The sequence below is a fragment of the Flammeovirga kamogawensis genome, assembly GCF_018736065.1.
In the GTDB taxonomy this organism is placed as follows: domain Bacteria; phylum Bacteroidota; class Bacteroidia; order Cytophagales; family Flammeovirgaceae; genus Flammeovirga; species Flammeovirga kamogawensis.
This window is the reverse complement of the sequence record NZ_CP076130.1, coordinates 146,900-161,594: the sequence shown is the minus strand read 5'-3', so window position 1 is coordinate 161,594 and position 14,695 is coordinate 146,900. Positions and strand designations below refer to the sequence as shown.

General features: G+C 33.1%; 7 protein-coding genes. 3 read left to right on the top strand and 4 right to left on the bottom strand.

All coding sequences use genetic code 11. The annotated features are described in order from the left end of the window. Window positions 1–6: 6 nt before the first annotated feature. Entirely contained in the window at window positions 7–1,146 is a 1,140-nt protein-coding gene (locus KM029_RS24985; RefSeq protein ID WP_144077134.1) for a glycoside hydrolase family 26 protein, read from the bottom strand. Between the two features lie 25 nt (window positions 1,147–1,171). Then, window positions 1,172–2,221: a nucleoside hydrolase-like domain-containing protein gene (locus KM029_RS24980; protein WP_144077133.1), complete on the bottom strand. Its 1,050-nt coding sequence runs from the start codon at window positions 2,219–2,221 to the stop codon at window positions 1,172–1,174. Window positions 2,222–2,805: 584 nt separating this feature from the next. Here KM029_RS24980 and KM029_RS24975 point away from each other — a divergent pair. The 3 genes from KM029_RS24975 to KM029_RS24965 are packed head-to-tail and all read left to right on the top strand — an operon-like array spanning window position 2,806 to window position 9,272. Further along, window positions 2,806–5,847: a SusC/RagA family TonB-linked outer membrane protein gene (locus KM029_RS24975; protein ID WP_144077132.1), complete on the top strand. Its 3,042-nt coding sequence runs from the start codon at window positions 2,806–2,808 to the stop codon at window positions 5,845–5,847. 29 nt (window positions 5,848–5,876) lie between these two features. Then, entirely contained in the window at window positions 5,877–7,499 is a 1,623-nt protein-coding gene (locus tag KM029_RS24970; RefSeq protein WP_144077131.1) for a RagB/SusD family nutrient uptake outer membrane protein, read from the top strand. A gap of 60 nt (window positions 7,500–7,559) precedes the next feature. Next, window positions 7,560–9,272: a hypothetical protein gene (locus KM029_RS24965; protein WP_144077130.1), complete on the top strand. Its 1,713-nt coding sequence runs from the start codon at window positions 7,560–7,562 to the stop codon at window positions 9,270–9,272. 127 nt (window positions 9,273–9,399) lie between these two features. Here KM029_RS24965 and KM029_RS24960 read toward each other — a convergent pair whose 3' ends face one another. Continuing rightward, window positions 9,400–10,272 (bottom strand): hypothetical protein, encoded by an 873-nt coding sequence (locus KM029_RS24960; protein WP_144077129.1) that lies wholly within the window; start codon window positions 10,270–10,272, stop codon window positions 9,400–9,402. A gap of 78 nt (window positions 10,273–10,350) precedes the next feature. Next, window positions 10,351–14,415, bottom strand: a complete 4,065-nt coding sequence (locus KM029_RS24955; RefSeq protein ID WP_144077128.1) for a hybrid sensor histidine kinase/response regulator transcription factor — start codon at window positions 14,413–14,415, stop codon at window positions 10,351–10,353. Between the last annotated feature and the right edge of the window lie 280 nt (window positions 14,416–14,695).

Here is a 14,695-nt window from a genome sequence, read left to right as displayed (position 1 = left end):
TTGTTGTTAGTTTAGTTTTAATTCTTTCAGATCTGCTTCAAAAAGGATGCTCTGATCATTTTTAAAATTGATAAAATCTGCGGCAGATGAATGGCCTTTATAAGGAACATAAAAGTGATCTCTTTGCTCTTTTTCATAATTGGCATTTCTCCATAACATTACATAAGCAGCTTTCTTTGTCCACTCGTTATAATTTAATTTTGATAGTAAACGCTTTGTAAAAAAGGTATCGTCAGTCACAGCTTCTAACCCAGATTCTGTAAAAGCACATAGCTTATTTTTAGCATCAGCTAACTTTGCTACTGTTTCTAATTCTCTTACAACCCAATCTTCTCTTTCTTTAGTTGCATTTGGTTTAAATGCACCATAATCATCAAAACCTAAAATATCTACATAGTCATCTCCTGGGTAGCGATCCAAATATTCCTCTTCAGATTTAAAAGCATCTGTTGAGTAAACATATATAATGTTATGCACATCCTTTTTATTTCTGAGGTAGTTAACGGTAAATTGCCATAATTTTATATAATCCTCTTTAGAACAGTTTCCTGCTCCCCACCAAAACCAAGAACCGTTATGCTCATGCCAAGGTCTATAAAGAACTGGAATTTTCTTATTGTTAACTTCTAAGCTATTTACAAATTCAGCAAATAGATCTAGTTTCTTTAAAAATTGCTTATGGTATTTTCCACCTTTAAGCATTTGGTCTACAACTGCTGTTTTATCCCAAGAGCTTGATTCCATCTTAAGATTAATCATGTGCCAACTTAAAGTTGTAATCCCTCCTCTTAAATGCGTTTGTTCTATGTATTTTTTAATATCAGAAAAAGCTACTCCATCAAGGTTTTTCTCATCACCAAGGTGTCCCATGTCCCATCCGTATAATCCTGGGTAATCTCCTGTAACTTGTTTAATGTCAGAATCATTTCCCCACCAATGGTAACCATAAGCTAAATCATCTTGATGGCCAAATACTGTTTTCTCATTTTCAGAAATACGTTTTAACTTTTGATAAAGCTGAACAGTTTCTGTAGTAGCCTTCTTATCATTTAGAGTTGGTTGACCATCTTGTGTTTTTGCTGCATAATTGTTTTGCACAAAAAGTACACTTAAGAGTAAGGTTATATTTATAATTATCTTTTTCATTTCTTTAGTATTAAAAAATTCATTTTTAGTTATTCAGTGATAGATTGTATAGTTTTTTCATTCTTACAGTTAATTGAGCATACATTACCTTTCTTCTTTCTTTAACTGCATTTGTACGTTCGGTATACGCTTGCTCAGCTAACTCCCATGTATCACAAGGGTTTTGGTAATTCCATTTCTTAGTATTAGCCCTATCCACCCAATAATTAGGGCGTTCTACTGGATATGGCTTTATAAAATTCCCTGCCCAACCACCATACTCTGGATGATCTTTACTAACTGTAGGATCCAATAGATAAAGAAGTGTTGCACTGTCTGCAATTTTAAAACCTGGCTTTAATGCATTTACTTTCTCTAAATAAACACCTAGTGCTCCAAATCTCTTTATCTCATTAATTATCTCAAGAGGTTCGTTCCCTATCAACAACCCCATATTGGCCCAATCATTTTCAATCCACCACATTTGTTTAAATCGATGATCTGAGAAAACTTCTGTTCTGCCCCATCCGTTCCAATTTAAATTTCCGCATCTATCTTCAAAAGGCGATTTAATTCTTGTACCTACTGTTAATAGCCTAATTTTTGATGCTATATCAGGGGCTGCAAAAAGAGCATCTTTAATGATTCTCATGTTACCCCAAACAAGTACATATAAGGGAGCATCGCTTTGTTTTCTTGCTTCAGTAATTAGTACTTTAATTGCGTTATCCTTATTCTCTATTAATCTATTTTGTAAATTAGAAGGAGAAGGAAAACCTAAAGCTTGAAAATTGTTTTCTTTATTATTGAAATCTACACTGTAAGCAGTTAGACATTCATTAATATTTAGAAGTCCTTTTTCAGAACAATCATCAGGAATCAATGCAATAATTTCTACCTGATTAGCGTATAATAAAAGATGCCCTAATGATTGTTTATCATTCGAATCTGTCTTATCATTACATATATCTGTAGTTATTATTACCCTAGGTTTTACTACCGTTTGTGTTACAGTCTGCTCTTGCATTACTGCACATGAAGTAGTACTTAGAATAAGAAGTATACATTTAATTATATATGTATAATATTTACACATTAGGAGCCAGATTAGAATTGCCTTTTACTTGTTTCGATACTCAAATGTAGTAAGCTGTATGAGGCTTGTTATGGAAATTTTAAATTTTGGTAAGTACAGCTACAGAGTAACGGTATTAACAAATAATTGATAATAGGTAATTATATTACACAAACATTGATTTTAAGCAAATAGAAGCTACTTTTAAAGGACAAATATTACATTTATACATTTTTTTACATCAAATTTTTTCATAAAAAAAAGACAAATATTACAGTTCATTACTTATTTTTTACTACAAAAAAGATTCTTTTCACCAGCTATTAAACAAGAGTCTAGGCAACGCAAATTATTTTAAAAAGCACATCAAATAAAGGATAAAATTGACAGGTATTTTTTCATCAAAAATGTAAGATTTTTACACATTTTAAAAACTGATAGGTATAAAAATTTATTTTTTTCAACGCATAATTGTCAAAATTTGACCTCATTTTTTTTAGTGTCTACGCTACATTTGTAAACATAACGCCGCGGTTATTCAATTTTTTCAAATTCATCTAATTCATTATTAGATAGAATGACAACTAAACAAAAAATAGTTAATCATGCAGATTATTAAGAATTTTTTTCTGCTGTTCATCGCTATTATAATTACAGTAAGTGCCCACGCTCAGCAGCGTACTATTACAGGTACTGTAACTGATGAAACAGATAGTCCTCTTCCTGGAGTTAACATTACCATTGAAGGTACATCCACAGGAACAATTACAGATTTTGATGGAAAATTTAAACTAAATGTAGATGCAGATGATACAATACTACAAATAACATCTATTGGCTATGTTACTCAAAAACTAACCGTTGGTTCTCAAAGCACTATTGATATCAAAATGGATGTCGATTTAGAAGAACTTGAAGAAGTAGTCGTAATTGGATACGGTACTGCTAAAAAAAGTGATGTTACAGGTTCTGTTACTACAGTAAGTTCTGATGAATTAACTGTTGTTGCTACAGAAGATGTAAATAAAGCACTTCAAGGTAGAGTTCCTGGTGTTCAGGTGACAACTTCTAGTAATCCTGCCGGAAGCTCTAAAGTTAGAGTAAGAGGTATTGGTACTATTAATAACTCAGACCCTTTATATGTAGTAGATGGTTTCCCAATGCAAGATATCTCTCACATTGCACCTCAGGATATCGAGTCTATGGAAGTTCTAAAAGATGCTTCTGCAACTGCTGTATATGGGTCTAGAGGAGCAAATGGTGTAATTATTATTGCTACTAAAAAAGGATATGCTGGTGACAAAGTAACGTTTACTTTTAATGCACAAACAGGTGTTAAAACAGCCGCTAACACTATAGAAATGGCAAACGCTTCTCAATATGCTCAAATGGGGTTAGAAGCACAAAGATTTGCAGATGGCTCTAACGAACACGAACAACTCTCTTATATTGCTAACGGAAACTATTCTGGTACAGACTGGCAGGATGAATTATTAAGACAAGGGTCTTTCCAAAACTATAACTTGGGTATTAATGGTGGTTCTGATAAACATCAGTACAACATCTCTACTTCTTATGTTAAAGATGAAGGTGTTCTTAAAGGAACTGACTTAGAGAAGTTCTTTGTGAAATTTAATAACAACAATAAACTTACAAACTGGTTAGAGTTTGGGCAAAATATAGCTTACACACACGCAAACTACTCTCTTACTAATTTAAATGATATTTATCAAAGTCCATTAACACAAGCATTATGGACAGATCCAATTACTCCTGTACTTAATCCAGACGGTTCTTATGCAAGAGCAACATGGTCTTATAACAACAACCCTGCTCGAATGGCAGAACAAGAGCAATATAAAAGATCTTTTGATAACAGAATTGTAGGTAACTTCTCTTTAAATGCTAAAGTAAATAAGGATTTAACATTAACATCTAACTTTGGTGTTGATTACAGAAACCAAAGTCAGAAAATCTATTTACCTCAGTACTTTGTTTCTAACGAAGAGCAAAGAAATACTTCTCAGTTAGATGAACATAGAAACAATAAATTTGATTGGGTATGGTCTAACTATGCAAACTATTCTAAATCATTCGGGCAGCACAACATTGGGGCAATGGTCGGTATGGAAATGCAAAACTTTAGCTTTAATAATATATCTGCTACAGGATACGATGTGCCTTTTAACGAAAACATGCGTTATCTAGGTGCTGCTAAAGGTGCAGACTTCTTTGCTACTTCTAATCAAGGAGCATCATCTTTAATGTCTTACTTTGCAAGAGCTAACTATAATTACAATAATAAGTACCTCTTTACAGCAACACTTAGAGCAGATGGTTCTTCTAAATTTGCCGAAGAAAATAGATGGGGTATTTTCCCTTCATTCTCTGCTGGTTGGAACATGAAAGAAGAAAACTTCTTGTCTTCTTCAGAAGCTATTTCGCAATTAAAATTAAGAGCTGGATGGGGTGAAGTTGGTAACCAATCTTCTGCTGGTAATAACGATTACTTATCTACAATTACAAACAACTTACGTTATGTAGTAAATGGCAATGTAGTTGAAGGTCGTATTCCTACAACAATGTCTAACCCTAATTTAAGATGGGAAACTGCTCAGATGAGTAACTTTGGTATTGATGCTGGATTCTTAAACGATAAGGTAACATTAAGTGCTGAATACTTTATTAAGAACACAACAGATATGGTTGTTCCACAGCCTGTACCTGATTATGTTGGGGCTAACTCTCCAAATGTAAACGTGGGTACAATGCAGAACAAAGGTTTTGAATTTGCTATAAATGTAAGAAACAGCGAACACGATTTTAAATGGAACGTTGGAGCTAACATTGCAATTATAGACAATAAAGTAACTGATCTTGGAGAAACTGGACACATTGATGGTGGATATATTGATAAGTTAGGGTATATAACTAGAACAGAAGAAAATCAAGAAATTGCCTACTTCTACGGTTACCAAACAGACGGTATTTTTAAAACACAAGAAGAGGTAGACGCACATGTTGATAGTGAAGGAAACCCTTTACAAGATGGTGCTGGTGTAGGTGATGTTAGATTTGTTGACCGTGATGGTGATGGTATCATTAACGATAACGACAAAACAAATTTAGGTTCAGCTATCCCTCAATTTACAGGATCAGTAAACCTTGGAATGGAATACAAAGGCTTTGATTTAAACATCTTCTTTACTGGTTCTTACGGAAACGAAATTGCTAATGTGCAAAAATTTTGGATTGAGAACTCTAACGTTCAGAAAAATCAAACAAGCAACTATTTCAATAATAGATTTCATGTAGATAACAATCCTAATGGAACAATGCCAAGGGTTGTATCTGGAGATCCAAATAACAATGCAAGATTCTCAGATCGTTACATTGAAGATGCTTCTTATTTAAGACTTCAAAACGTACAACTAGGCTATACACTTAATAGAGATTTAGCTAGCAAAATTCACTTAGAACGTTTAAGAATTTTTGCCTCTGCAGATAACTTATTCACTTTCACTAATTACAGTGGCTATGACCCTGAAGTTTCTGACCATTATGGTGACCCTCTTGCCCAAGGTGTAGATATTGGTAACTACCCAAAATCGACTACTTATTCTTTAGGTTTAAACGTTACTTTTTAATCTATAGCTAACCAAATTAAAATAACGAAATGAAATTCAACAAAATTATAAAAGTGTTAGCATGCACAAGCTTATTGATTGCTGCTAACGGTTGTTCTTCTTTCTTAGAAAGAGAGCCACAAGGTCAAGCTGTAGATACACCAGCCTACTACGATGACTTAGAAAATGCAACATTAGCTGTAAACGCGTGTTACCAAGCTATTGCTCAAGATCAAGGTGTAATTGCACACATGCAAGAATGGATGTTTGGAGAAGTAATGACTGACAATAGCTGGAAAGGTGGGTCTGACTTTGGCGATATGCAAGACGTGCAAATGCTTAAAGAGTGGGATGCTAACAATGCTAATGCTACTTCTCATACAGCTTGGAAAACATACTATCAAGCAATTCATAGAGCAAATACTGCTATTAAAGGTATTGAACCTGCAAGTAGTTTTGATGAGGCTGACAAAAATAAATTATTAGGTGAGGCTTACTTTATTAGAGCATATAGCTATTTCTACTTAGTACGTTTATTTGGTGATGTTCCTTTATTTACTACTCCAGTAGCTCCTGATGAAATTGGAAAAATTGCAAGAACTCCGGTAGCTGAAGTACTTACACAGATAGAGGCTGATTTAAAATTTGCTAGCGAAAACTTAGGAACAAAAAGTGAAATGGAAGTAGGTAGAGCTACTTCTGGTGCTGCTAAAGGTTACCTCGCTAGAGTTTTAATGTATGAAGTGGGTATCTGGAAAACAAAAGGTGCAGATGCTTGGAATGATGTTTACAACTACACAAACGAAGTTATTACTTCTGGAGAATATTCTTTGGCTAATAACTTAGCAGAAGTTTTTGAAAAAGAAGGTGAAAATGGTGTCGGTTCTGTTTTTGAAGTACAACATACAACATCTAATACTGGATGGGCAAATCAGAATACAGGTTCTACTTCTCCTATCTTAACGGCTCCTCGTGGTGCTGGTGATATCAAAGGTTGGGGATGGGGATTCTTAAACCCAACAACTGATTTAGCCAATGAGTTCGAAACTGGAGATCCAAGAATGGAGTGGACTGCAGGGCAAAACGGTCAGTATGCTCACGGTATCCAACAAGGTGTTGCTACATCAGAATTTTTATCGGGATACTTCCCTAGAAAAATGCTTATGGATGCTGCTTTAAGACCAAACGAACAATCTGATAATCCGCAAAACCAACGCAAAATGAGATATGCTGATGTCTTATTAATGAACGCTGAAGCGGCTTATCATTTAGGAAATACAGCTACTGCCCTTTTAAGAGTAAATGAAGTAAGAGATAGAGCACGTAAAATGACTTACCCTAAAGGTTGGGAAGAAAATGCTAATACATACACAGCTCGTGATAACTCTAGTGCTTTACCAGAAGTTACTGCTACAGGAGATCAACTTCTTGAAGCAATACTTCACGAAAGAAGAGTAGAACTTTCTCTAGAAGGGTTAAGACTTTGGGATTTACTTAGAACTGACCAATACACTTCTGCATTACAGAAAGATAATATTGGGTACAGATCTACAATAACAGGTGCTACCGTTGTTGCCAATATGGAAGGAAAGAAATTAAATGGAGTACCGGTTTTACCTATTCCTGCAGGAGAAGTAGCATCGTTCGGGATTACACAAAACCCTGGCTACTAAATACTACAAAGGGAGAGATTTAGGTCTCTCCTCTTCTTCTAACATTAAGACATTAATACAATGAATATACTTCACAAAATACAGAAGATTACAGTTGCCTTTGCTTTAGTTAGCGTAGGGATTGGGGTGCAATCATGTACATCTGAAAAAGAGTTCAGTAAAGCAAACGATATTGCTTTCCCTCAACCAACTATTATAGAAACTTCTCTTCAAGAAAATACTAACATCGGTATACCTTTTGTAATTCAAGGTGAGAACCTTAAAAATGCAAAAGTATTAATTGGCGGAATGCCTTGTTCAGACATCTCTATCAATGAGACTGAGGACGAACTTACTGCAACGCTTCCAAGAATTTTCGAAACTTCTAACTTACGTGTTATCAATGCATATGATCAAGAAGTTTCTACTACAACAGAATACTCTCCTGTTTATCCAGAAACTCAGGTAACAACATGGCCTGCTAGAATTACTCGTGGACAGGTTTTCAAAATTGAAGGTGAAAACGTAGACCTTATTTACGAAGTAACAATTGATGGAAGAGTTATTCCTGTTAATGGTGCAAATAGTGCGTCTAATTCAATTTCTATTTTAGCTCCTGGAGATTTACCAGATGTAGTTACTATCAAAGCATTGTGTTATAATGGTAACGATATTCCAGAATCTAATCAAATTTTTGTAGAAGATCCATCAGACTTTATAGACCCGGTTGCTCCTGTTGTACTTTATAATTTTGAAGATGGTGTGAACCCTTTCACGCCAGGAGATGTAACGCCACAAAGTGGAATTGACCAAGGTCAAGGCATTACGAAAGCAAGAGGTGAGCATTATTTAACTGTTAGAAAAAATGATGGAGATGGTTGGACATCTTGGATGGGTGAAATCTATTATGGTGAGCCAATTGATTTGGTAGAATTCACAGACCCACACTTAACTTTCCAAATTAACTCTGAGGCTTCTCAAGGTTATTTCCAATTAGTAATTGGTCAAGACGGAACGAACAATGGTGGTGATTTTAAAGGTGGAATTACGGGCAACGACGAAGACAATTATGTATTCCGAGCTACAAACAACGAATGGCAATGGGTTACTATCCGTTTAGCTGATTTTGAATTAGCAGATTGGGGCGGTGGATTAGAAGCTATCAATCCTAAAGGTGTATTAGACTTTGTCAAGTTATCATTCAAACAAGGTAACGGTGCCAACCCGTATATACTTAATATTGATAATATTATGATTACCGATGGACCGATTAAAGAGGTTTATGTTTTCAATAACTTCGAAGATGACGTACATAACTACAGTGGTTCTGCTACTGCGGCAATTAATGGTGGAAGTGTAGCTCCAATTGTTGGTGATAAATTCTTACATATTACAAAAGCTGCTGTTACCCCTTGGGATTGGACAGGTACTTTAGAGTTCCCTAACTCTCAGAATATTGATTTAGCTGAAACACTAGATCCACATATTTCTTTCTGGGCAAACACAGGTGAAAACAGAGGTAATATGCAATTTGAAATCTTCCAAAATGAAACAAAATTTGGAGCTGATATAGATACAGAAAATTATGCAATTGATACGAAAGGAGAATGGGTATTGTACTCTATTAGGTTATCTCAATTAAACTGGGGTAACTGGGGTGGCGATGCCGTAGCTCCTGATTTTGGTGGTGTTCTAGACTACTTCTACTTTGGTATGTCAACAGGTAATGTTGATGGAGAAACGTATGAAGTTAACCTAGATGATGTTATGATAACAGACGGCTCAATGTTCTAAATTTCATCACACCAACAAAACTAAAACTAATTAATTATTGGGAGATACTGTAAAAAGTATCTCCTTTTTTCTTGAGATATATTTCACTTATGAATAATAGTAATATTTTCAAAATACAATAAAATAATTATTGATATTTTAAGTGTTTATACATTTTCAATGCTTTTTCTAGCTTATTTTTTTCTTGATTAAAAGGGTAATTTTCAAAAAGATCAGAGATCAGTTTAAAATTTATTTCAGGTTTTTTTGACGAATCAATAATTTCATTCCAATGTTTTAGACCCTTATAATCAAAAACTCCAACATCGATGATCTTTCCATCAACTAAATCACAATTAATGTTTTTTTCGATTATATAATTAATTGACAATTGATTAACAGTAAACCACCCCATAATTATTGCAATAGTATTATCCTCTTCTTTTAGTATATCCAATGATGAAATATAAGGTGTCGTAAATGGGTCTTTAACAGAAAATGCATACGGTTTAATATTAAAAATAATCTTTACATCCTTTAATTCTTCTTTTCCATTTAAGAAGTTTATTAAATTCAAAGGAGGTAACAAATTCAAATCATCTACAATTTTGCAACAAATGTGTTTTATGAAATAACGTTTTAAATTTAAATATGATTCATTGAATCTACTTTCATAAATTTCACCTAAATCAAATATCTTTGAAGTCTTAATTTTTTCTTTATTTTCATTATAATAGTTCATAAACTTCTCATATGACCTATCCATTTGTTGACTCCGAGAACCGTTACAATTAGAACACAATTTTTTGTTAAATTTTAAAATATTAGAAGAGGGGCTTTGAATTTGTCCTTTCAGTATCCCATTTCCAACTACCTTAATAAACTTCTGCTCTTTAAATTCATCCCCTTTTCCAAAGAGTTGCTCAATATCAGTTTTTTTTATTTTATGCTCACCACTTAATGCATATTCAGATGAATTACACCACCAACATTTACTTTCATCTTTAATTTTAGATAGCATTTTTTTTCAATTTGATATAACTAATAACACATTTACAGAGAAATAAACTCTCTACTCATTCAGTAAAAATTTAAAACCTTATTTTATTGGTTTTCTATATTGCGTAGGTGTTTGTCCAAATTGTTTCTTAAATGATTTACGGAAATATTGAGGATCATTAAAGCCAACCTCGTAAGCAATTTCAGAAATATTCAACTCCGAAGTTTTTAACAACTCCAGTGCTTTTTGCAATCTAATATTACGCACAAATTCTACAGGAGGCATTCCTGTTTCCGTTTTCATTTTACGATAAAGCTGAATAGTACTCATGTCCATTATTTTTGCTAATTCTGGAACTGAGAAATCAATTTCAGAGATATTTCCTTCTACAATTTTTCTGGCCTGATCTTCAAAAGAAACACTCTGGCCTGCTGACATCTTATTTTTATCAACTGCTTTATTTTGTGTGGTAACAGCTGTAGATAAATTTGCTCTTACTTTTAATAATTGTTCAACTCTAACTTCAATATGTTTAGAGGTAAAAGGTTTAGAAATAAATGAATCTGCACCAGCTTCTAACGTTTTAATACGTTCTTGCGTATCTGGATTAGAAGAAAGCAAAATGATGGGCATATTCTTTGTTTTTTCTCCAGATTTAATCTTCTGAGAAAGTTGTAAACCGTCCATTTGTTCCAAATAAATCTCTGCAATTACTAAAGAAGGGAAATATTTCAAGACTTTCTCATACGCTTCTAAACCATTAGTTGCGTACATTATTTTATATTTCTTACCTAAAATACTCGCAATATATTCTTTAATATCAGTCGATTTTTCTACAATAAGAACCAACTCCTGTTTCTCTACTTTCTCCTCTTGTTGCGTTGTTTCTTTTGAAGAATTAAATTCTAATTTCTCTGTTGTAGAATATAATAATTTAGAAACTTCCTCTAGGTTATCTTTCTCTTTCTGTTCTTTACTATAGAAATCAATATCTGCAGGAATTAACAATGTAAATTTCGATCCTAAAGATGGCTCACTTTCCACATAAATAATACCGTTCATTACCTCAATAATTGATTTAGCAAAGGCCAAACCAATTCCAGAACCAGTATCATTTTTTGATTTTACTTGATAGAAACGATCAAAAATAATGGCCAAATCATTCTTATTAATTCCTATTCCAGAATCTTTAATTTCTATTGATAAATACTGTTTAGAATACTTAGAAGGCGTATTACCTTGGTAACTTTCAAACTTAGGTTGTACATCTGCATACACACATAAACTTGCATTCACCCAAACACCACCATTATTAACATTATATTTAAATGCATTTGATAAAACATTATACAGTACTGCTTCTAGCATTACTTTATCAATATAAATACTTCTTCCTTCGTCTTCAATTGGTAACTGAACAGTATAATTTATACCCTTACGTTTAGCGATATGTTTAAATGCATCGGTCGCATCTTTAAGTAAAAATTTAATTTCTTCTTCTTTAATATTTAAACCAATTTGCCCGTGTTGCGACTTCGTTAAAAACATTAATTGGTCTGTTAAACGTAATAATCTTTGAGCATTTCTATAGGCAATCCCTAGAGGTTCTTGTAACGCCACATCTACCGTCTCGTTCTTAGAAATTTGTTCTATAGGCCCTAAAACCAATGTTAGAGGAGTTCTTAATTCATGCGATAAGTTTGTAAAGAAATTAACCTTTCTCTCATATTCTATCTTCTCATCACGAATTTTTAAATGTTCATATTTATCTCTGTTAGCCTGTAATACTTTTCTTCTCCACCAAACCATAGACAAGAATAAAATACCAATTAAAGAAATGGTATATATTACATACGCCAAAGTTGTTCTATACCAAATAGGGCTAATATTTACTTTTAACTTTACTTCTTTACTCGATATTTTCCCATCAACATTTAATGCTTTAACTACAAAAGTGTAATTTCCGGGCATCAAACCTGTGTAGGTTATTAATGACTTTCCGTTAGGAGCTGTAATCCAATCTTTATCTAAACCCTCTAATTTATATGTAAAAACCTTTTTATCACCTATAGAATAATTCAAACTACTTAAAGAAAAACCGAAAGAATTTTGATCATGCTTTAAATTTATTTGTTCAAGATTCTGTATTCTATCTGCCAATAAAATTTGTCCATTTACCAGTTCTTTAGGGTGAATAACGTGATCTTTTAAATAGAAATTTGTGATAATTGGCGTTACATCATAAGGGTTTTTATTAAAATTGATCACATTTAAAACATCAACACCTTTCTCCCCTCCAAAAAGGATATCACCTTTAGAAGTATATAATTTTGCATTATTAAAATACCTCTCATTAGATAAGCCATCTGCTTCAGTGTACGTATATATTTCATCACCTTTCCATTCAAAAACGTAGGTTAATGTTGTTCCCCAAATTGTATTATCTTTTTCTTTTTCAATACTACTTATTGTCGCCTTAGCAAGTTTATTTGGAATATCTTTCTGAGAAAAATGTTTTTTATCTCTTAAAAATTTAAACAATCCATTTTCAGTTGCTACCAACAAACTATTGTTATCATATTCAATAATATCAGAAATTAAAGATGTATTCATTGTAGGTGTTCGTACATTAAACTGTTCTAGTTTAGTAATCTCAAACCCTTTTTTATACTGCAACTTCCACAATCCCTGCCCTCGAGTACCTATCCAAACTTCTTCATCACTAACAGGTAGGATTTTAATTATTGGCGTATTGAATAATTCTCTTCCAAGTCCCGTTTTAAAATCATAAAACCTATCATCTTTATCAGAATAATACGTTAAGCCTGCATCCCAAGAACCGCCCCATAAACTGCCATCGTAATTATTCAAGGCCATTGTCATAATGTATGGGTTCATTAATTCATTACTACGAGAATAGAACTTTTTCACTTTTCCAGAACTGTTGTCTAGCTTATAAATTCCCAGTCCAACTGCAGCAACCCATACGTTATTATTTCGTCCAACTATTGCACTAATCTGTTCAAACCTCTGCGAACTCTTACCCCACTTATTTTTATTTTGATAATTAGGCGTTTCAAAATATAATTTACCAGTAATTGTGCCTACCCATACTTTATCGTTGGCCTCGCCAATAGCTACAACAGGGTCTACTACATCTGAGAAAAGAGGATAAATTGGTTTCTGAAAAAGGTCCAACATATAAACACCAAAATGTGTACCTACCCACAATGTTCCTGAACGGTCTTCTAATATTGCAGAAAAACCACTTTTCGAATTATACTTCTGAAAGTCATTTACTTCATAATTGATTGTATTTATTGCATACACCTCTTCTGAAGTCATGTACCATAACTTATTTTTTTGTGATAAAGATGGTGTTATATATGATTTATTGTTGTTCTCAATTTCTTTTACAACTTTACCAGAAAGTGCTTTATTTTGAAATTTAGCAATAAAGATTCCTTGCATATTAGAGCACCAAATATCATTTGATTCTGACTGATAAATACTATATACCCCTACAAAAGGCTTACCTGTTAATAGGGAAAGTTCGAATGTTTTAATGTTTAAGCATGCCAAACCTTGCATTGTTCCAAACCATAAATACCCATTATGGTCATAATGGACAGATAACACTAAATCTTGAAAAATCTGTGCATTAAAATGATTCCCAAAATTTCTACGAGTGTAGATTTTAAAAATCCCATCGCTCTTGGAATAATATCCCAACCCATTTCCTTGAGTACCAATCCATACGTTACCTAGGTTATCTTCTGCAAAAGATGTAATTCTTTTGATGCCTAAAGAACGAGCTGATTCAGATTTTTCTGTAAGATGTTCAAAAGAGTCAGATGATTTATGATAGATAAAAATGCCATTATTATCGGTGCCTATCCAAATTGTACCATCTGAATGTTCCATTACTGCAGAAATCTTTTTATCGAGTAAAGGTTTATATTCCCGTTCACCAAAGGTAGTAAGTTGGTAACCGTCATATTTGTATAGTCCATCCCAAGTAGCAAACCAAATATAGCCTTCAGAATCTTGCATAATATTTGTAACCGACCCCGAAAAGTTGGCTAACTTAAGTGGGGTAGCTGAACAAAATAATGACAAAAAAACTAATAGTAAGCTAGTATAAAATTTAAAAAATTGTCTCATATAAAATAAAACTGTCTGTCGGTATTATTGTCAATTATCTTCAAAAGAATCTATGTAGCTGGTGAATTATCGAAAAGTAAATAAGTGTTCAATAATTGAATAAAAAAGTATTTAGATTCTGTTCGTAGTAGTGCTTTTTATTAAAAATTAGACTGTCTATCAAAACAGACTAATTAAAAAAGGCTCTACTGTAAATATACATACTACAAACGGTGTTCTTCTTGTAATTCAGTATTTATTTCGAGAGAAAATCAGTTTTTCACATGAATTTTATATAAAA